At 65.6% G+C, this 17,060-nt stretch carries 21 protein-coding genes and 1 tRNA gene; 8 read left to right on the top strand and 14 right to left on the bottom strand.

Annotated features, from left to right (window positions below; all coding sequences use genetic code 11):
• Positions 1 to 31: 31 nt before the first annotated feature.
• Together Ga0102493_RS13285 and Ga0102493_RS13290 are read left to right on the top strand one after the other, a co-directional pair.
• Positions 32 to 1,006, top strand: a complete 975-nt coding sequence (locus Ga0102493_RS13285) for a polysaccharide deacetylase family protein (RefSeq protein WP_034906821.1) — start codon at positions 32 to 34, stop codon at positions 1,004 to 1,006.
• A gap of 9 nt (positions 1,007 to 1,015) precedes the next feature.
• Entirely contained in the window at positions 1,016 to 1,984 is a 969-nt protein-coding gene (locus Ga0102493_RS13290) for a GNAT family N-acetyltransferase (RefSeq protein WP_034906818.1), read from the top strand.
• Here the strand turns inward: Ga0102493_RS13290 and Ga0102493_RS13295 are convergent.
• From Ga0102493_RS13295 to rplK, 4 genes are all read right to left on the bottom strand, one after another.
• Entirely contained in the window at positions 1,943 to 2,296 is a 354-nt protein-coding gene (locus Ga0102493_RS13295) for a hypothetical protein (protein WP_034906815.1), read from the bottom strand. The genes Ga0102493_RS13290 and Ga0102493_RS13295 overlap by 42 nt on opposite strands.
• Positions 2,297 to 2,528: 232 nt before the next feature.
• The gene (locus Ga0102493_RS13300) at positions 2,529 to 2,792 is read right to left on the bottom strand and encodes a hypothetical protein (RefSeq protein WP_034906812.1); all 264 of its coding nucleotides are present in this window, start codon (positions 2,790 to 2,792) and stop codon (positions 2,529 to 2,531) included.
• Between the two features lie 339 nt (positions 2,793 to 3,131).
• Positions 3,132 to 3,824: a 50S ribosomal protein L1 gene (gene rplA, locus Ga0102493_RS13305; RefSeq protein ID WP_034906809.1), complete on the bottom strand. Its 693-nt coding sequence runs from the start codon at positions 3,822 to 3,824 to the stop codon at positions 3,132 to 3,134.
• A 4-nt stretch (positions 3,825 to 3,828) separates the two neighbouring features.
• Positions 3,829 to 4,260 carry a 50S ribosomal protein L11 gene (gene rplK, locus Ga0102493_RS13310; protein ID WP_034906806.1) on the bottom strand — a complete coding sequence of 144 codons (432 nt, stop codon included), beginning with the start codon at positions 4,258 to 4,260 and terminating at the stop codon, positions 3,829 to 3,831.
• 281 nt (positions 4,261 to 4,541) lie between these two features.
• Here rplK and Ga0102493_RS16180 point away from each other — a divergent pair, with 281 nt between their 5' ends.
• Both Ga0102493_RS16180 and Ga0102493_RS15800 read left to right on the top strand, forming a co-directional pair.
• Entirely contained in the window at positions 4,542 to 4,748 is a 207-nt protein-coding gene (locus tag Ga0102493_RS16180) for a hypothetical protein (protein ID WP_161490068.1), read from the top strand.
• Positions 4,745 to 5,044 (top strand): GNAT family N-acetyltransferase, encoded by a 300-nt coding sequence (locus Ga0102493_RS15800; protein ID WP_069297554.1) that lies wholly within the window; start codon positions 4,745 to 4,747, stop codon positions 5,042 to 5,044. Before Ga0102493_RS16180 ends, Ga0102493_RS15800 begins: the two co-directional genes overlap by 4 nt.
• A gap of 53 nt (positions 5,045 to 5,097) precedes the next feature.
• On the opposite strand, the gene Ga0102493_RS13325 is transcribed toward Ga0102493_RS15800, so the two are convergent.
• From Ga0102493_RS13325 to secE, 3 genes are all read right to left on the bottom strand, one after another.
• The gene (locus Ga0102493_RS13325; protein WP_236922232.1) at positions 5,098 to 5,634 is read right to left on the bottom strand and encodes a septal ring lytic transglycosylase RlpA family protein; all 537 of its coding nucleotides are present in this window, start codon (positions 5,632 to 5,634) and stop codon (positions 5,098 to 5,100) included.
• A 97-nt stretch (positions 5,635 to 5,731) separates the two neighbouring features.
• Positions 5,732 to 6,268, bottom strand: coding sequence for a transcription termination/antitermination protein NusG (gene nusG / locus Ga0102493_RS13330; RefSeq protein ID WP_034906804.1), 537 nt, complete (start codon positions 6,266 to 6,268; stop codon positions 5,732 to 5,734).
• Positions 6,269 to 6,320: 52 nt separating this feature from the next.
• Positions 6,321 to 6,542 carry a preprotein translocase subunit SecE gene (gene secE / locus Ga0102493_RS13335; RefSeq protein WP_034906801.1) on the bottom strand — a complete coding sequence of 74 codons (222 nt, stop codon included), beginning with the start codon at positions 6,540 to 6,542 and terminating at the stop codon, positions 6,321 to 6,323.
• 324 nt (positions 6,543 to 6,866) lie between these two features.
• Here secE and Ga0102493_RS13340 point away from each other — a divergent pair, with 324 nt between their 5' ends.
• Complete coding sequence (locus Ga0102493_RS13340; RefSeq protein ID WP_034906799.1) at positions 6,867 to 8,384, top strand: alanine/glycine:cation symporter family protein; 1,518 nt, start codon at positions 6,867 to 6,869, stop codon at positions 8,382 to 8,384.
• A 288-nt stretch (positions 8,385 to 8,672) separates the two neighbouring features.
• Here Ga0102493_RS13340 and Ga0102493_RS16185 read toward each other — a convergent pair whose 3' ends face one another.
• Both Ga0102493_RS16185 and Ga0102493_RS13345 read right to left on the bottom strand, forming a co-directional pair.
• On the bottom strand, positions 8,673 to 8,822 hold the full coding sequence (locus Ga0102493_RS16185) for a hypothetical protein (RefSeq protein WP_161490070.1): 150 nt from the start codon (positions 8,820 to 8,822) through the stop codon (positions 8,673 to 8,675).
• A 147-nt stretch (positions 8,823 to 8,969) separates the two neighbouring features.
• Positions 8,970 to 9,045: transfer RNA gene (locus Ga0102493_RS13345), tRNA-Trp, on the bottom strand.
• Positions 9,046 to 9,178: 133 nt separating this feature from the next.
• Between Ga0102493_RS13345 and aat the strand changes: the two genes are divergently transcribed.
• Positions 9,179 to 9,925, top strand: coding sequence for a leucyl/phenylalanyl-tRNA--protein transferase (gene aat / locus Ga0102493_RS13350; RefSeq protein WP_236922233.1), 747 nt, complete (start codon positions 9,179 to 9,181; stop codon positions 9,923 to 9,925).
• Here aat and Ga0102493_RS13355 read toward each other — a convergent pair.
• The 4 genes from Ga0102493_RS13355 to Ga0102493_RS13370 all read right to left on the bottom strand — a co-directional run bounded on the left by Ga0102493_RS13355 (position 9,850) and on the right by Ga0102493_RS13370 (position 12,143).
• Positions 9,850 to 10,383 carry a DUF2155 domain-containing protein gene (locus Ga0102493_RS13355; protein ID WP_034906796.1) on the bottom strand — a complete coding sequence of 178 codons (534 nt, stop codon included), beginning with the start codon at positions 10,381 to 10,383 and terminating at the stop codon, positions 9,850 to 9,852. The genes aat and Ga0102493_RS13355 overlap by 76 nt on opposite strands.
• A gap of 12 nt (positions 10,384 to 10,395) precedes the next feature.
• Entirely contained in the window at positions 10,396 to 10,830 is a 435-nt protein-coding gene (locus Ga0102493_RS13360) for an NADH:ubiquinone oxidoreductase subunit NDUFA12 (RefSeq protein WP_034906793.1), read from the bottom strand.
• Between the two features lie 99 nt (positions 10,831 to 10,929).
• Entirely contained in the window at positions 10,930 to 11,469 is a 540-nt protein-coding gene (locus tag Ga0102493_RS13365; RefSeq protein WP_051698477.1) for a DUF192 domain-containing protein, read from the bottom strand.
• On the bottom strand, positions 11,466 to 12,143 hold the full coding sequence (locus Ga0102493_RS13370) for a regulatory protein RecX (protein ID WP_081845801.1): 678 nt from the start codon (positions 12,141 to 12,143) through the stop codon (positions 11,466 to 11,468). The genes Ga0102493_RS13365 and Ga0102493_RS13370 overlap by 4 nt, the downstream gene beginning before the upstream one ends.
• A 134-nt stretch (positions 12,144 to 12,277) precedes the next feature.
• On the opposite strand from Ga0102493_RS13370, the gene Ga0102493_RS13375 reads away from it, so the two are divergent.
• Positions 12,278 to 14,011: a fatty acyl-AMP ligase gene (locus tag Ga0102493_RS13375; RefSeq protein WP_034906790.1), complete on the top strand. Its 1,734-nt coding sequence runs from the start codon at positions 12,278 to 12,280 to the stop codon at positions 14,009 to 14,011.
• Between the two features lie 10 nt (positions 14,012 to 14,021).
• Here the strand turns inward: Ga0102493_RS13375 and Ga0102493_RS13380 are convergent, their stop codons facing one another.
• Positions 14,022 to 15,629 carry a TIGR00341 family protein gene (locus Ga0102493_RS13380; RefSeq protein WP_051698476.1) on the bottom strand — a complete coding sequence of 536 codons (1,608 nt, stop codon included), beginning with the start codon at positions 15,627 to 15,629 and terminating at the stop codon, positions 14,022 to 14,024.
• A gap of 198 nt (positions 15,630 to 15,827) precedes the next feature.
• Between Ga0102493_RS13380 and Ga0102493_RS13385 the strand changes: the two genes are divergently transcribed.
• Complete coding sequence (locus tag Ga0102493_RS13385) at positions 15,828 to 17,060, top strand: toxic anion resistance protein (RefSeq protein WP_034906902.1); 1,233 nt, start codon at positions 15,828 to 15,830, stop codon at positions 17,058 to 17,060.

Below are 17,060 nucleotides of genomic sequence, written 5' to 3' on the forward strand. Positions count from 1 at the left end.
CCTTAACCTTCGCGTGTTATCCGTACCCTTGATGACGCGCGTCTACATCACTATCGACACCGAATATTCCTCGGGCCTCGCGACCGGGTCGGGTCCGGCCGACCGGGCGGAAAACTATGCGCGCTCGATCGCCTGCCTCACGCCCGAAGGCCCGGCGGGCATCACCCACAAGCTCAGGCTGTTCGCAGAGCATGGCCAGCGCGCTGTGTTCTTCGTCGATCCCATGCCCGCGCTGCAATGGGGCGTCGCCGCCATAGAGGACGTGGTCGCCCCGATCCTCGAGGCAGGGCAGGACGTGCAACTCCATTGCCACACCGAATGGCTTGCCATTGCGGGCGCGGGCAGCCCGCTCCACGCGGTCGGGACGGGGCGCAACATCGGCGATTTCCGCTTCGAGGAGCAATGCGCGATCCTCTCCTATGCTCGCGACACCCTTGTCGCCGCGGGCGCCGCGCCGCCGGTCGCCTTCCGCGCGGGCAATTACGGCGCGAATGACGACACCTTGCGCGCGCTTGCCGAAATCGGCCTTGGCTACGACACCAGCCATTGCCCCGCTCTGCCCGGGGCGAGCCGCATCTCGCTCGGCCCGGAGGACCGCGAGCCCGTCATCCATCAGGGCGTGATCGAAGTGCCCGTCGGAAGCATCGCCGCCCTTGGCGGGGGCCAGCGCCACGCCCAGATCACAGCGCTTTCGCTGGGCGAGATGACCGCCGCGATCCGCCATGCCCGCGACGAGGACCGAGGCTCTTTCACGCTCGTCACCCATTCCTTCGAGCTCATCAATCGCCGCCGGCTCGCGGTGAACCGGATCCTGCGTCGGCGCTTCAATGCGCTGTGCCGCCAACTGGGAGCGATGCGCGGGGTGACCACCGCGACCTATGCCGAGAACCCGCCGGAGATCGCGCCCGCATCCCGCCCGAGCGAACCGCTCCCCGCCCACGCGGTTCGCACCGGGCTGCGCGTCGCCGAGCAGATCGTTTCCAATACGCTGTACGGCGCGCTCTAGGAGGCGTCGGTGAACGCTCCGGTCAAGCCGCCCGGTCCCGCATCCGAGATCGCGCCCGTCGGGGTCGATTTCACAGTGGGCGCGCGCCGCCTCGCTTCGGTCACGCGCAGTCTTGCAACCTGGCGCTTCGGACTTGCCGACGTGCTGTCGCAGGCTTGCGCGAGGCTGTGCCCGCCCGATCCGGGACCAGATGGCCTGCGCGTACTGTCCGCGCCGCAGCACGCGGTGCCCGCGATCATCGCCCATCTCCCCGATCACCTGATCGGCTCGCGCCAGGATTATCCGCGCCATTACATCGATATGGGCAAGAGCGGCGCGCCCGATTTCGCGGCCTACATGGCGCGCTTTTCAGGCAAGACCCGTTCGACCCTGCGGCGCAAGGCACGAAAGCTCGAAAGCGAGGCGGGCGGCTTTCATGTCAGCGAGCATCGCACGCCGCGCGAGATCGAGCGTTTTCTCGAGCTGGCCCTGCCGCTCTCCGCGCGGACCTATCAGGCGCGGCTGCTCGATGCGGGACTGCCAGACACTCCGGGGGCGCGCCGCGTCATGCTGGAGGCGGCCGAGGCGGGCGCCATGCACTGCTTCCTCCTCCATGCCGGGTCGCAGGGCGGGCGGCGCGCCATCGCCTATCTCGTGCTCCCGGTCGAAGGGCGCGTGCTGGTCTATGCCCATCTCGGCTACGATCCCGACTGGGCGCGCGTTTCCCCCGGCACCGTGCTCCAGCTCGAAGCGCTCGAGCGGCTCTATGCCGAGGCGCGTTTCACCCATTTCGATTTCACCGAAGGCGACGGCAAGCACAAGGCGATGTTCGCAACGAACGGCGTTCCCTGCGCTAGCTTCGTCCTGTTGAAGGCGACGCCCGCCAATCGCGCGCTGCTCGCGTCGCGGGCGGGATTCGATGGGGCGGTGGCGGGGGTCAAGGCGCTCGCGGCGCGATTAGGCGTCCTCGCCGGGGCGCGTTCGCTCATCCGGGGCTGAGCCCGCCGGAATTTCCCGGTCCGAGCGTCCCCCCGGCGCGTTTTCGCGCGAGGCGGCGAGCCGGCGCTGGTCGCGCAGCAGGGCAAAGCGCTCCATCATCGCGTCGCGTTCCGAAGCCGGCTCGCCCGGCTCCGGCGCGAAACGCAGCCGGATCCAGACATAAAAGACGAGGATGACGACAAAGGCGCTCGCCACCGCCGCACCGATCCTGAGGTCGAAGGCCGCAACCATCACCAGCGCGCCGAGCGCGAAGCCTATAACGAGCCATTTGGGATCGAACGGCCAGTCCGACGTGGAAGACGGGAGAGGCATGCTGGGTGTCCTTGGGAGAGGGTGGACAGACGGATGCGAGACCGCTTTTGCAGCGTGTCATCGCTCCTCTGATATAATTGGGCTTTGTGTGGCGGGATACAAGACATGAAAGGCCGCCTTGCGCGGCGATTTCGAAGGTCTGGTGCCCGCGCGCGCAAGATCCACAAAGCGGCACGAGCCGATTGCTGCGCAGCGGATGCAACGCCGGTCGGGGCGCGGGGCCCCGCCTGAATCAGATGTCGCGGCGCTTCATGCGCTCTTCCTGCGAAGCGTGGATCTTCGCCTCGCGTTCGCGTTCCAGCCTGTTTTCGCGCGCGGCGCGTTCGGCGTGTTCGTAATTGGCGCGGCTCGCGGTTTTGGTCCGCACGGTCGCCCACGCGATCGCAACGAACAGGCACACCGCACCGATCAGCGGCGCGAGGCGCGTGTCGAGCAGGAAGCTGAGGGCAAAGCCGATCGCGGTCAGCGCGGTGACAATCCATGCAAAGTGTTTCATCGATGACTCCTTCGATGAATCAATGCTTTGCGCGGGCGTTCTTTCCGAGATGGCGGATGCAGACCCCGCAAGCCGGTGCGCATGCTGGACAAGCCGCGCGCGGCTTGTGGGACATTTTCCGTCGCATGCGGGAAATTGCCGCGGATCCTACAGGACTTTTCGGGGAATGCCGGGACGCATGACTTTCATCAACCAAACCCCGATGCGGGGCCGGCTGAAAAGTCCAACCATGTGCCGGATATCGGGGGCCGTGGCCCTGGGGCGCGCCCGCTTGCCTGCGACCTCGGGTGGCATGAGCAAAGGTGGGGCGGATGCGTTCGCACCCGCCCCCCGTGCGGATTACGCGCCTTCTACCTCGCCGAGGTCGAGCTTGAGGCCCGGGCCCATGGTCGAGGTGACCGAGACCTTCTGGACATACTTGCCCTTGGCGCCGGACGGCTTGGCCTTGACCACGGCATCGGTCAGCGCCTTGAAATTGGCCTTGAGGTCGGAATCGTCGAAGGACAGCTTGCCGATCCCGGAATGGATGATGCCCTGCTTTTCGACGCGGAATTCGACCTGGCCGCCCTTGGCGTCCTTGACCGCCTGTTCGACGTTCGGGGTCACCGTGCCGAGCTTGGGGTTCGGCATCAGCCCCTTGGGGCCGAGCAGCTTGCCGAGCCGACCGACCACGCCCATCATGTCCGGCGTGGCAATGACGCGGTCATAATCGACATTGCCGTTCTGCATGTCTTCCATGAGGTCTTCCGCACCCACCTTGTCGGCACCGGCGGCAAGCGCCTTGTCGGCATTGTCGCCGCGCGCGAAAACCGCGACGCGGGCGGTCTTGCCCGTACCCGAGGGGAGCGAGACCATGCCGCGCACCATCTGGTCGGCATGGCGCGGGTCGACACCGAGATTCATCGAGACCTCGACCGTTTCGTCGAACTTCGCCTTGTGCTCGCGCAGCAGGGCGATCGCCTCTTCGAAAGTGTAGAGCTTCTCGCGGTCGAGTTCGGCCAGCGTCTTCTGCTTCTTCGTCATCGTCGCCATCGGATCAGCCCTCCACCACTTCGAGGCCCATCGAGCGCGCGGAGCCCTCGATGATCTTCATGGCCTGGTCGATATCGTTCGCATTGAGATCGGCCATCTTGGCCTCGGCGATTTCCTTGATCTGACTCGCCTTGATCGTCCCCGCGCTGACCTTGCCCGGCTCCTTAGAACCCGACTTCAACTTGGCGGCCTTCTTGAGATAGAAGCTCGCCGGCGGAGTCTTGGTAACGAAGGTGAAGCTGCGATCGGCGTAGACGGTGATGATCGTCGGGATCGGAGCGTTCTTTTCAAGGTCCTGCGTGGCGGCGTTGAACGCCTTGCAGAATTCCATGATGTTGACGCCGCGCTGGCCCAGGGCCGGGCCGATGGGCGGCGAGGGATTGGCGGTGCCCGCAGGCACCTGAAGCTTGATATAGCCTTCGATCTTCTTGGCCATGAGGCCACTCCTTTCGCACTGTCGAGCGCAAGCGCCGGGAAGGACGCGAAGTTGCGCTCTCATGTTAAGCGGTCCGACGCCGCCAAGTGCAAAGCGGCTCCCGCACGGATCCGCCCCTTGCGAGGCGGAGCGCGGCACATAGCGGCTTCACAGCGGATTGCAAGCGGGCCGGCCGTGCGAGCAACGGCGCTGGCGAGCCGGGTCTGGCCCAGGCCGCCCTCAGAAAGGCCCGCAACCGGCTTGCCTCGCTTGAGCGGCGTCTGGCGCGCGAGCTGGGCGAAGTGCGGATCGAACTGCATGCGCGCGAAAGCGATCCCGGCCCATGGATCGAACAGTTCCTCGATCTCGAACGCGCGGGCTGGAAGGGCCGCGGCGGCAGCGCGCTCGCCTGCGAGCGCAGCAATGCGGACCTGTTCCGCAAAACGGTGTGCAAGGCGGGCTGGCGCATCTGGCGAGCCTTGCGGCGGGCGGGCAGGTGCTGGCGATGACGACCTGGTTCGAATGCTCCGGCCGGGCTTTCGGCTTCAAGATGGCGCATGACGAGACGGCCCGCCGCCATGCGCCCGGGCGCCTGCTGATGCGCGCCGTGGCGGAAGACTTCGCCGGCGATCCCGCGCTGGCTTTCGATACCTGCGCGGGAGAGGGCGCGGCGCCCGATCCGTTCTGGCCCGACCGGCGGAAGGTGCTCGATTGCGTGGTTGCGATCGGTTCACCCGGGCGGCGCGGCGTGCTGGGAGGGGCGATGGGTGCGGCCAAGCTGTGGCGGGACCTTGCCAAGCCCTAGAGCCGCACGAACATCTTGCCCCGGCTGGCGGCGCCCTTCCCGATAGGAAAGGATCAGTCGAGCAGCAGCGCCATGCGCACCTGCGCCACGCCCGAGCGCAGCAGGCCGATCTCGCGCGCGGCGGCAAGCGAAAGGTCGATCACGCGGTTGCCATGGAACGGCCCGCGGTCGTTGATTCGCACGACGACGCTTTCGCCATTGGCGGGATTGGTCACCCGGACCCGGCTGCCCAGCGGCAGGGTGCGGTGCGCGGCGGTGAGCTTGTTCGGATCGAAGCGTTCGCCGCTCGCGGTCGGGTTGCCGGCGAGTTCATTGCCGTAATAGCTCGCAGCTCCGCTGCCGATATTCTTCGACGGGCGGGCCGCTTCGCCCGGATCGGGCATCCGGCCGGACAAGGCATCGGGCGCCGTCGCCTCGACGCTCACCCCGCCCTTGCCCAGGCGGACCATGTCCGGCACAGGCTCGCGCGACCACAGCGCGCTGGCTAGCCCGAAGGCCAGCAGTCCCATCGCAACGATGCCGATCAGCATCAGCTGGCGCTGCGATTTGAGGCGCATGAGGACGCGAAGGCGCTCGCGGCGGGTGGGCATGGTGTGAGCCGCAGAGGCGGCGGAATTCGGCACGGTCATACCGAATCAATGGGTCGGGCGCGCCGGAGTTCCGGCGCGCGTCCTCCCGCAAGGGTTCTCACTTGACCAGTTCGACCTGTTCGAAATCGAGTTCGACCGGGGTCGCGCGGCCGAAGATCGAGACCGAGACCTTGACCTTCGCCTTGTCGAAATCGAGCTCCTCGACCACGCCGTTGAAGCTCGCGAACGGGCCGTCGAGCACCTTGACCTGGTCGCCGATCTCGTACTCGACATTGACGTCCTTCTTGGGGGCGGCCTTGGCCTCCTCGACCCCGCCGAAATAGCGCGCGGCCTCCTTTTCGGAGATCGGCTGCGGCTTGTTGCCCGATCCGAGAAAGCCGGTGACCTTCGGCGTGTTCTTGACGAGGTGGTAGATGTCGTCGGTCATGCTGAGCTTGGCCAGCACGTAGCCGGGCATAAACTTGCGTTCGACCTGGACCTTCTTGCCGCGCTTGACCTCGGTCACGGTTTCGGTCGGAACCTCGATCTCCTCGACGCCTTCGGACAGGCCAAGCCGTTCCGCCTCGGCGAGGATCGCCTCCTTCACCTTGTTCTCGAAGCCCGAATAAGCGTGGATGATGTACCAGCGAGCCATGGGTCGGTTCGTGTCCCTGTCTTGAAAAGGTGTTGTCGGTTCCGCGCGCCGATCAGGCGAGCGTCAGGAGGAAATTGACGAGAGCGTTGAAAGCGCTGTCGATGCCGAGAAAGAAAAGCGAGAGAATGAGCGTCATGATGAAGACGAAGATCGCGGTGCGAACCGTCTCCTCGCGCGTGGGCCAGACCACCTTGGAGGTTTCCGTGCGGACCTGGTTCACGAATTCCGCGATGCTCGGCTTGCGCTTTTTCGGTTCGGTTTTCTGTTCGGCCATGGAAAAGGCGCCTCGATCCTTGGATATCCGCGATGCGGACAGGCCCGCATCCTCAAAGTCTTTCAGGTAGGTCTCCGCGCCGCCCGGGACAAGGTCGCCGGAGGGGCCGAAAAGCTACCGATGTCGGAAATTCGGCAAAACACTTACGCGCCTCCGCCGCCAAAGGCAAGCGGGTGCGTGCCGATGGCGCAGCGCTGACATCGCACTGCAACATTGGGGCTAGCCACGGCCAGCGCGCGGCCCTAGCGTGCGCGCCGAAATGCGAACCGGGAGATGAGGTCCGGGGCGCTCACGGGGATACTAGATTTCAGGGGATAGCCGCCAATGGCTGCAGCACCGACCGGCGCGGATGCGTGGATCGAGCCGATCACGAATGTTTCCGATTTCATCTGGGGTGGCACCTGGAACGGCGAGGAGATCATCGCCTTTCCGCCCATGACGATCATCCTGCTCGGGATCGGGCTGTGGATCATGATCGGCCTCAAATTCTATCCGATCGTCAAACTGGGGAGCGCGTTCAAGGGCCTGTTCGCAGGCCGCAAGGGACAGGGCGCGGGCGAGATCAGCCCGTTCGCCGCGCTTTCGACGGCGCTTTCGGGACAGGTCGGCACGGGTAATCTCGCAGGCGTTGCGACCGCCATCGCACTCGGCGGGCCGGGCGCGATCTTCTGGATGTGGATCACCGCCCTTTTCGGCATGGCGCTCGCCTTCGCGGAAGGCAGCCTTGCGATCCGGTACCGCGAACGCACCAGCGACGGGACCCTGCGCGGCGGGCCGATGACCTACATCATGATGGGCCTCGGGCCGAAATGGACCTGGCTGGCGATCATATTCTGCCTCGGCACGCTGTTCTCCGCGCTCGTCACCGGCAATTCGATCCAGGCCAATGCCGTCGCCGACGGGCTCAAGGAGCTGTTCGGTATCGAGGAAGCGATCGGCGGAGCCATCGTCGCGGTGCTGGTCTTCATCGTCATCATCGGCGGGATCAAGTCGATCGGCAGCGTTGCCGAAAAGGTGATCCCGTTCATGGCCGGCGCCTATGTCATCATGGCGGTGACCGCGCTGATCCTCAATTTCGGCGACCTGCCCGAAACCTTCGCGCTGATCTTCTACGGCGCGTTCAACCCGCAATCGGCGGTCGGCGGCTTCGCGGGAGCGGCCTTCATCGTCGCGCTGAGAGCGGGGGTCGCACGCGGCCTCTTCTCGAACGAGGCGGGCCAGGGTTCGACCGCGATCGCGCATGCCGTCGCCCAGACCGACGATCCCGAGCAGCAGGGCCGCATGGCGATGCTCGGCACCTTCATCGACACGATCGTTATCTGCACCATGACCGCGCTCGTGATCCTCACCGTGCGCGGAGACTTCACCGCAGGCGGCGAATCGGTGCTGCATGCGTGGCAATCCGACCGGGTCGGTTTCGAGATGACCAGCGGTGCCTTTGCCGCCGCCTTCCCGATCGAACTCGCGGGGATAGCGATCGGCACCCTGGTCGCCAGCATCGCGCTGATCCTGTTCGTCTTCACGACCCTGCTGACCTGGAGCTATTACGGCGAGCGGGCGATCACCTTCCTTTATGATCGCATCCCGGGTTCCACCCGCGGGGGAGAGCGTGCGCTGCACATCATCTGGCGGGTGCTTTGGTGCGTCGTGATCTGGCTCGCGGCCGCGCAGCCTTCCGAACTGGTCTGGCGCCTGGGCGACATCTCCAACGCGGCCATGGCGCTGCCCAACCTCGTCGCGCTGCTGCTTTTGTCGGGCGTTGTGTTCAAGCTTGCAAAGGGCATCAAGGACGCAGGTCGCACCCACACGGTCGACACGCCCGAAGAGCCCGAGGAATATTGAACGCATCCGCTTGCCTGTCCGACCTGTCCGAATCGTCGCGAGGGCGTCGTCCGGGCTGCAGAACGCCGATCGGCTGAAAGAACGCGGGTTTTCGCAAAAGGCCGCAAACGGTTCGAATGCAGCGCTTGCGGCCCAACTCGTCTAGACGGCGGCCCGGCCGTTCAGTGAGATGGCCGCCATCATCGCGTTCTTCGCTTTAGCGGGGACCTGGCGATCAGTGTACCCGAAAGGAAAGCGCCCGACCCTCTCGCGAGGACCGGGCGCCTTTCTCTTTCGAGAGTTGAGCGGTCAGACCATTCCGAACAGCTTCTCGAGCCAGCTCGGCTCTTGCATCGGGCGAATCGGGCCGTGCTTGGCCCGGCGGATCGCCGCATCGGTATGGGGCCGTGGATTGCTCCAGCGATCGGGAGCGCTCGTATGGATTCGAACAGCGGTCATTGCGTTCATCTCCTTGTTTCTGCTTGTTTTACTTGCGCTTCGCATAAACAACAGGGGGCACAGCCTATCGTTCCGAGACTTCGGGTGAAGGTCGCCGCGCGCCGCATGCGAGACGAGCCGCGTCGAGACATTCCGAAGAAAGGGAAATGGCAGGGGTGACAGGATTCGAACCCGTGGCCCTCGGTTTTGGAGACCGATGCTCTACCAGCTGAGCTACACCCCTGCAGGAGTGGCGCGCTCTATCCCAGCCCCGCGCGATAGGCAACACTTATGGCGCCACCAGGCGAGGCGGCAAATCCGGTGGAACGGGTGGGGGGCGGGAAACATTGCTGGAAGGTCCGCTGCAAGCTGTTAGAATGAAGCCCGACACCATGCATTCCCCCTTTCGCGCCCCCATCCCAGTCGAAACGCTCCTGCTGGCCTATCGCAGCGGTATCTTTCCGATGGCCGACCGGCGCGACGATCAGGATATCTTCTGGGTCGAGCCGCGCGACCGGGCGATCCTCCCGCTCAGCGCAATCCATGTCTCGAAAAGCATGCGCAAGGTTCTGCGCCGCGATGCCTTCGCGGTCACGGTCAACCGCCGCTTCGAGGATGTCGTGCGCGCCTGCGCCGAACCGCGACCAGGACATCCGGAAACCTGGATCAGCGAACGGATCGTGCAATCCTATTGCGGGCTTCACCGTGCTGGCCACGCCCATTCGATCGAATGCTGGGCCCAGGACGGGGACGAGGGCGAGCCCCGGCTCGTCGGCGGGCTTTACGGAGTTTCGTTCGACCGCGTTTTCTGCGGCGAAAGCATGTTCAGCCGCGCCGACAATTCCAGCAAGGTCGCGCTGTGCTGGCTCGTCGCGCTCATGCGGCAGGCGGGCTTTGCGCTGCTCGACTGCCAGTTCATGACCGATCACCTCGCCAGCATGGGAGCGCAGGAGATCACGCAGGCGGATTACATGCACCGGGTAGCCGCAGCGCGCGGCGAGCCGAAGGCGAGCCTCGGCGCGGCGTGGCGACATTTCATGACCGGAGATCAGTCTTGCGAAGGCGCGGGCAGGTCTTCCTCGCCCGGGAAACGCATCGCGCAATCCTTGACCCAAACATCGTAGATCGGGTGTTCGACCACGTTGAGGCTGGGCGATTGCTTGAACAGCCAGCCGGAAAAGACGCGCCTATGCTCGCTCTCGCCGCGCTCGAGCACATCGACCTGAACGAAGGCGCCGGTTTCCTGGGGCATTTCCCAGGGCGGCGTGCGCTCGCAGGTGGCGAGCGTGACGATCACCGGCCCGATCTCGCGCGATTCGCCGGGTTTGAGTTCGATGTCCTCGGACAGGTTGTTGCGCTTGTTCAGCAGGCCGAGCGTCGCCACCCGCTCCTCGTTGGGCGTGGCCCCCTCGATCGCATCCTGCCGGATCCCGCGCTCGGTCGTCGCAGAGCTTCCCGCCGCGGGCGAGGCGTCGCCGCTCGCGGCCGGTTCGTCCACCGGACCTGCCTCTTCCTCGCTATCGGAGCACGCCGCAGGCAGCAGCGCGGCGCATGCAAGCGCGGCGGATAGAAAAGCGCGCATCGCCTGCGCCCCTCAGCCTTCGGGGCTGCCCGGAACCCACGCCTCGTAATCGCCGTCGGCCGGCGCGCGCCGCCCGCCCCGCTCGAGCGCGCCCTGCGGCCGGTAGGCCTTTGCGGTGCCGGTCAAATTCGGAGTGTAGTCCGCTTCCCAGATCTTGGGCGGCGGCAGGTGGCTTTCGGGCACGTCGTCGAACGCGCCGTGGAGCCAGCCGTGCCATTCGCTGGGCACGCGGCTCGCATCGTTGTTGCCGGCGTAGATCACCCAGCGTTTTTCGCGGCTGGTATAGGAGCCGTCGACGCGGCCCTCGAGGTGTTTCGGCTTTGCGCGATAATACTTGTTGCCCTGCGCATCAGTGCCGACATGTTCGGCGCCCACGCGGCTCGCCCAGAAGTGGGTGCCGATCGTCGCGCCGTCCCACCAGGTGAATATCTTGGAGAGGATTCCCATAACCGGCGCGGTTACTGCGTTTGCGCGCCGCCTTCAAGCGGGACTGTCGGTCCGACCTTCATTCCCGGACCTGCGATGCCGAACCTCAATTACCGTACCTCATTGCGGCCAGTCATATTCGACCCGGTCGCCCGCCACGATGCCGAGCTCCGCGGACAGCCCGCCGCGAATCTCCAGTACCGCGCTTGCCAGGCCGTCCGACCCGACCGATTCGAGTTCGTAGGGCACACCCCTCTCGATATTGCTAATCCGCCCGTCGACCCCGATGAAGATGATGTCGAGCGGCAGGGGCGTGTTCTTCATCCAGAAATTGCGTTGCGCCGGCCTTTCGGAGGGGAACAGCATGGCCTCGTCATCGCCCATCTCGGTTCGGAACATCATGCCGCGCGCCTGCGCCTGCGGGGTGTCGGCGACTTCGGTTTCGAAAACGATGCGCCGTTCCCCGCGCACCACCGTGACCTCGATCAGCGGCAGGCCAGATTCGGAATGGCGTTCAGGCTGATCAGCGGATTGCTCGGCCGTTGCGGCGGGCGCGAACTGCTCGGCGCTCTGCACCGGCGAGCAGGCACAGGAGAGCACGGCGGCGAGCCCGACGAAAAGCCCCGCAAAGGGCGGACGCTTGATGGCGGCGGATGTCATCGTCTTTGGTCTTCCTCTTCGGCTTCGGCTTCGGCCAGCCAATCCTCCAGGTCGGCGCGCACCGAGGCCTCCAGCACCTTTCGGACATGCTCGTAATCATGGCCCGCGCGCAGCATTGCCGCAATCTGCTTTTCTCGCCGTGCGGGATCGATCGGCGGCGAGGGCTCATCCTCCGCCTCGGCAGCCTCGCCGCGGGCATAGGGGCCAAAGCCGCGTTTTCGCGCCATCAGCATCGCCGCGCGGCGTCGTTCGGCTTCGCCAGGGGCGTGTTCACCGCGCACCTCCTCTTCGACGCCGGCCGCCCACAGCGCCTGTTCGACCCGGCGCGCACCGTATCCGCGCGTCGTGAGATCGCGCGACCGGGCCCGCGCGAAAGCATCGTCATCGACATAGCCGAGTTCCACGAGCCGCGCGACGAGCGCGCCGACATCGAGTTCCACCAAGCGGCCCTCGCCGTCTTCCGCGACCCCGCGCTCGCGGATCTTGCGGGCGAGATAGGCTTCGAGCTTCGCGCCGGTCGTCGCATAGCGCGCGGCATAGGACAGGGCGAGATCGCGCAGCGTTTCGGAGTCCAGCGGGTTCCTGCGCGCGGCCTTTCCATGGCCCGCCTGCCCCTTGCGCTCGCCTGTTTTCTCGCTACGGCGCTGTGACGATTGATGTGGAGGTGAAACCATTTCGCCTTATTCGTGCCACAGTCCTTATCAAATGGGAAAATTTGGATCGTCTCGGGGAGAGTTTCCCGAACCATGAATGGGCACGATATCGCGCGCAAGAGCCGCGCTGCAGATAACGGGTATCGCGAGGGACAATGACCGACGCCGCCTTGACGCCGACGCCGAACGATTGCGACTTGCCGCGCCGCCGCGCGGATTTCGCGACTTTCAGCGAGGCTATCGACTACGCTGCGAAGAGCGAGAAGGGCCTCAATTTCCATGACATGCGGGGCGTGCTCGAGAGGGTGTATCCCTATCGGGAAATGCGCGAGGACGCGCTCGTCATGGCGCGCCGCCTTGTTGGCGCCGGGATCGGCAAGGCCGACCGGGTCGCGCTGATCGCTGAAACCGGGCCCGATTTCGCCGCCCTGTTCTGCGCCTGCGTCTATGCCGGGGCCTGGCCCGTTCCGCTGCCGCTGCCGACGACCTTCGGCGGCAAGGAGAATTATATCGACCAGCTCGCGGTCCAGCTGAAAAGTTCGGACCCGAAACTGCTGATCTATCCTGCCGAGATCGCCGAGATGGCCTCGGCCGCTGCGGCGCGGCAGGGATGCAAGGCATCGAGCTGGCAGGAATTCGCCGAGGCCGAGGCGCCCGGATGCGACCTGCCCGAAGCCGCTCCGGACGATATCTGCTACCTGCAATATTCGTCCGGCTCGACCCGCTTCCCGACCGGGGTCGCGGTCACGCACAAGGCCTTGCTGCACAATCTCTACGGCCATTCGACGACGATGCATCTGGGCGAGAACGATCGCTGCATCAGCTGGCTGCCATGGTATCACGACATGGGCCTCGTCGGCTGTTTCCTGTCGCTGATCGCGAATCAGGTGTCGGGCGATTTCTTGAAACCCGATGCCTTCGCCCGCCGCCCGCTTGCCTGGCTTGACATGATCAGCCGCAATCCAGGCTACACCCTCTCCTATTCGCCGACCTTCGGCTATGACATCTGCGCGCGCCGGATATCGAGCCAGTCGAACGTCGCCGAACGTTTCGACCTGTCGCGCTGGCGGGTCGCGGGCAACGGAGCGGACATGATCCGCCCGGACGTTATGCAGAATTTCGTCAATGCCTTTTCCGACGCGGGCTTTCGCGCCTCGGCCTTCACCCCTTCCTATGGCCTTGCCGAGGCGGTGCTCGCGGTCACGGTCATGCCGCCGGGCGAAGGCATCCGCGTCGAACTGGTCGAGGAGGAGCGCCTGTCGGGCGCGCCGCGCGACATCTCCCGCCCCGCCCGGTACCGCGCGATCGTCAATTGCGGCAAGGCGCTGCCCGACATGGAGGTCGAAATCCGCGGAGAGGACGGGGAATCGCGCGCCGACCATCACATCGGCAAGGTGTGGTGCCGCGGCCCCAGCGTCATGCATTCCTATTTCCGCAACGAGGAAGCGACGCGTGACTGTCTGGTCGACGGCTGGCTCGACACCGGCGACATGGGTTACATGGCGAACGGCTACCTGTTCATCGTCGGCCGGGCGAAGGACATGATCATCATCAACGGCAAGAACCACTGGCCGCAGGACATCGAATGGGCGGTTGAGCAGCTGCCCGGCTTCAATCATGGCGACATCGCCGCTTTCGCGATCGAGACCGAGACAGGCGAGGAAGCACCCGCGGTGCTGGTCCATTGCCGCGTCTCCGATCCTGCCGAACGAATTCGCCTGCGCGAACTGATCGCGGACAAGGTGCGTTCGGTGACGGGCATGAGCTGCGTCGTCGAACTCGTCCCGCCGCGCACGCTGCCGCGCACATCCTCGGGCAAGCTGTCGCGGGCCAAGGCGAAGAAGCTCTACCTGTCGGGCGAGATCGTCCCGCTCAAGCTCGCCGCCTGAGCGAGGCGCATCACTCCGCCGGCAGTGCGCCCCATTCGGCGCGCAAATCTCCGCGTTCCTCGCGCAATTCGACGGTGATGCCGCGCTCGGCGAGATAGGTGCGTGCCCGCTCCGCATCCTCGTCATTGCCGACCAGAACCACCGGCAGGTCGATCCGTCCCGCCGCCCAGGCAAGCGTTTCGAGCGCGCGCCGCGCCGGGGCGGTAGGCAGGCCCTCCTCGTTAAAGGCGAAGCCGGTGGGCAGGGCGGCAGCGGGCGGGATGACCTCGATCGTCCAGTCCTGCTCCGTAGCGCTTATGCGCGCCTCGAGCGCGCGATAGGTCGCAATGTTCGCCCCTTCGAGCGGGCGCGCACGCACCACCGCGCGGCGCCGGGTGCGATCGATCGTCACGTCATCCTCGCCGACCCCGGCGACCAGCGCGAGTCGCAGGGCCAGGGCATCAGCCCGGGCACGCGCAGCCGCCTCCTCGCGGTCACGGGCGGCGGAAAGCTGCGCCTGTTCGGCCGCGCCGGCATTGCTTCCGACCTCGTCCTGCACCAGCGTCAGTTCGACCGGTTGGCCGAGCCGCTTCGCCAGCGCGCGCTCGATGTCGAGCTCGGCATCTTCCCTCAAGGCCGGGGTGAAGACGGTCGCGGCGACCGAGATCGGCTGGCTGTTAAAATCCGTTTCGAGTGCGAAGACCTCCGAGCGCGGGTCGAAGGTCTCCTCGATCTCGGAGCGCACGATGCGCTGCGCATTCGCTTCCCAGGCGATCTGCTGGAGCGAGAAGCCGAGCGGGATCGCGAGCATCACGAAGACCAGCACGACAGCGAGATTCTGCGCCTGCGTCTGCCGTTCGGACAGGCGGGTGCGAAACCCGTAGAGCCGGGCCATGGCCCATGCAGTGAGCGCGATGGTGATGAGGTTGGTGACGAACAGCAGCAGCGCGCCGGAGAACACCGTGCCGTTGAGGGTGGCAAGGCCAAAGCCGACCGTCGCGAGCGGCGGCATGAGCGCGGTGGCGATCGCGACCCCGACGATCGTGCCCGCGCGCCCGCGGATCATCGCATAGGCGCCCGCCATGCCGGAAAAGAGCGCGACCATGAGGTCGAACAGGGTCGGCTCGGTCCGCGCGGCGATTTCGGGCGTGATAGTCTTGATTGGCGACACGTAGACGATCAGCGCGCACAGCAGGACCGCAAGCGCGCTCCCCCACGCAAGGCTGCGGGCGCTCTGCTTGAGCCAGTGATAGTCCCCGATCGCGAGCGCGAAGCCCAGCCCCATGATCGGCCCCATCAGCGGTGAAAGCAGCATTGCCCCGATCACGACCGCGGTCGAGGATTGCAGCAGGCCGACGACGGCGATCCCGGCGCTCATCGCGATCATGAACAGATAGCGTTCGGAAAGCAGGCATTCCTCGCGGCGGTCGGCGATGACCTGGACCTGGTCGACCGCGCCGGTCACTTCGGTCAGCCACCAGCGGCGGATGCTCTGGACGATCCCGGCGATCCCGCCTTCGCTGCGCGCGGCGGGCGAACCGGCAACCGCTTGCGCGCCAGCGTCGGGCTCGCGCGCGTCCTCGGCCGGGGAAGCGCTGTCGGGCCGGCGCGGTTCGGCCGGGGCGGCGTTGTCGGTCATTTGCAAAGTCCCTCCGGGGCGCGTTTCTAGCGTATTTTCATCCCCGCACCAGCCTGCCCGCCTTCAAAGCGATGGACGCGCCCCATCGCTTGCCGCTAGTTTGAGGGAGCCTTGAAAGACGTGTCTTAGATCACTAATACAGCCGGACAGGCGAGCGCCGCGAAAACGAAGCGGCCCCGAGGGAGCACGATGAGCCGCATGAGCACGCAGGAAACGCCCGAAACCAAGATCGCGACCGCGACCAAGACCGCGAGCGATTTCGAACTCACCCCGCCCGATCCGGTGCCGCAGGTGGCGCCGGAAAAGGCTGCCGGGCTCGTGCCCGTGTCCTCTGAGCAGAAATCGAAGCTCGACAGCAAGGTTGATGCCTTCGTCGCCGATCTTGTCTCGGCCGATTCCAATTCGCCCGAATTCGGCGAGAAGGTCGATCAGATCACCCGCATGGGACAGGAACAGATCCGCGCCGCCGCGGGCCATTCGAACCGGTTCCTGGACCGTCCGGTGCGCGCGATGGACGAGGACAGCAGCGTGGGCAAGGACCTGGCCGAACTGCGCCGCACGGTCGAAGACCTCGATCCCGGCCGCAAGCAGAAACTGCTCGCCCCGCGCAAGCTGTTCGGCATCATCCCATTCGGTAACCGGCTTAAGAACTATTTCGACAGCTATACGAGCGCGCAGGGCCACATCCAGGCGATCCTCGAACGGCTCGAATCCGGCAAGAAGGAACTGCATCTCGACAATGCCGCGATCGACACCGAACGCCAGAAACTGTGGGAGGCGATGGGCGAACTCGAACAGATGATCCACATCGCCAAGACCCTTGATGCGCGGCTGGAGGCGAAGGCGAACGAGCTCGATGCAAGCGATCCCGAAAAGGCCAAGGCGCTGCGCGAGAGCGCGCTGTTCTACGTCCGCCAGCGTACGCAGGACCTGCTGACGCAAATGGCGGTGAGCGTGCAGGGCTATCTCGCGCTCGACCTCGTCAAGAAGAACAACGTCGAACTGGTCAAGGGCGTCGACCGCGCCAGCACCACCACCGTCAGCGCGCTGCGCACGGCGGTGACCGTGGCGCAGGCGATGACCAACCAGAAACTGGTGCTGCAGCAGATCACCAATCTCAACCAGACCACCAGCGACATTATCGATTCGACCAGCACGCTGCTGCGCGAACAGACCGGCCAGATCCACGAACAGGCCGCCTCCTCGACAATCCCGCTCGAAACGCTCCAGCGCGCCTTCCAGAACATCTACGACACGATGGACGAGGTCGACGAATTCAAGGTCCGTGCGCTGTCCTCGATGAAGCAGACCGTCACCGTGCTGTCCGAAGAGGTCGAGAAGTCGAAGGGCTATATCGCCCGCGCCGAAGGGCAGGCCCAGGCGCAGGCCAAGGTGGCCTCGGAACCCTCGCTGCTCGCGCTGGATAATTGA

It is taken from the genome of Erythrobacter litoralis, from assembly GCF_001719165.1.
GTDB classification, from domain to species: Bacteria; Pseudomonadota; Alphaproteobacteria; order Sphingomonadales; family Sphingomonadaceae; genus Erythrobacter; species Erythrobacter litoralis.

Coding starts and splice junctions, on each gene's coding strand:
- Ga0102493_RS13285 (WP_034906821.1), top strand. CDS start 32: ATGACGCGCGTCTACATCACTATCGACACCGAATATTCCTCGGGCCTC.
- Ga0102493_RS13295 (WP_034906815.1), bottom strand. CDS start 2,296: ATGCCTCTCCCGTCTTCCACGTCGGACTGGCCGTTCGATCCCAAATGG.
- Ga0102493_RS13300 (WP_034906812.1), bottom strand. CDS start 2,792: ATGAAACACTTTGCATGGATTGTCACCGCGCTGACCGCGATCGGCTTT.
- rplA (WP_034906809.1), bottom strand. CDS start 3,824: ATGGCGACGATGACGAAGAAGCAGAAGACGCTGGCCGAACTCGACCGC.
- rplK (WP_034906806.1), bottom strand. CDS start 4,260: ATGGCCAAGAAGATCGAAGGCTATATCAAGCTTCAGGTGCCTGCGGGC.
- Ga0102493_RS15800 (WP_069297554.1), top strand. CDS start 4,745: ATGACGACCTGGTTCGAATGCTCCGGCCGGGCTTTCGGCTTCAAGATG.
- Ga0102493_RS13325 (WP_236922232.1), bottom strand. CDS start 5,634: ATGCCCACCCGCCGCGAGCGCCTTCGCGTCCTCATGCGCCTCAAATCG.
- nusG (WP_034906804.1), bottom strand. CDS start 6,268: ATGGCTCGCTGGTACATCATCCACGCTTATTCGGGCTTCGAGAACAAG.
- secE (WP_034906801.1), bottom strand. CDS start 6,542: ATGGCCGAACAGAAAACCGAACCGAAAAAGCGCAAGCCGAGCATCGCG.
- Ga0102493_RS13340 (WP_034906799.1), top strand. CDS start 6,867: ATGGCTGCAGCACCGACCGGCGCGGATGCGTGGATCGAGCCGATCACG.
- Ga0102493_RS16185 (WP_161490070.1), bottom strand. CDS start 8,822: ATGACCGCTGTTCGAATCCATACGAGCGCTCCCGATCGCTGGAGCAAT.
- aat (WP_236922233.1), top strand. CDS start 9,179: ATGAAGCCCGACACCATGCATTCCCCCTTTCGCGCCCCCATCCCAGTC.
- Ga0102493_RS13355 (WP_034906796.1), bottom strand. CDS start 10,383: ATGCGCGCTTTTCTATCCGCCGCGCTTGCATGCGCCGCGCTGCTGCCT.
- Ga0102493_RS13360 (WP_034906793.1), bottom strand. CDS start 10,830: ATGGGAATCCTCTCCAAGATATTCACCTGGTGGGACGGCGCGACGATC.
- Ga0102493_RS13365 (WP_051698477.1), bottom strand. CDS start 11,469: ATGACATCCGCCGCCATCAAGCGTCCGCCCTTTGCGGGGCTTTTCGTC.
- Ga0102493_RS13370 (WP_081845801.1), bottom strand. CDS start 12,143: ATGGTTTCACCTCCACATCAATCGTCACAGCGCCGTAGCGAGAAAACA.
- Ga0102493_RS13375 (WP_034906790.1), top strand. CDS start 12,278: ATGACCGACGCCGCCTTGACGCCGACGCCGAACGATTGCGACTTGCCG.
- Ga0102493_RS13380 (WP_051698476.1), bottom strand. CDS start 15,629: ATGACCGACAACGCCGCCCCGGCCGAACCGCGCCGGCCCGACAGCGCT.
- Ga0102493_RS13385 (WP_034906902.1), top strand. CDS start 15,828: ATGAGCACGCAGGAAACGCCCGAAACCAAGATCGCGACCGCGACCAAG.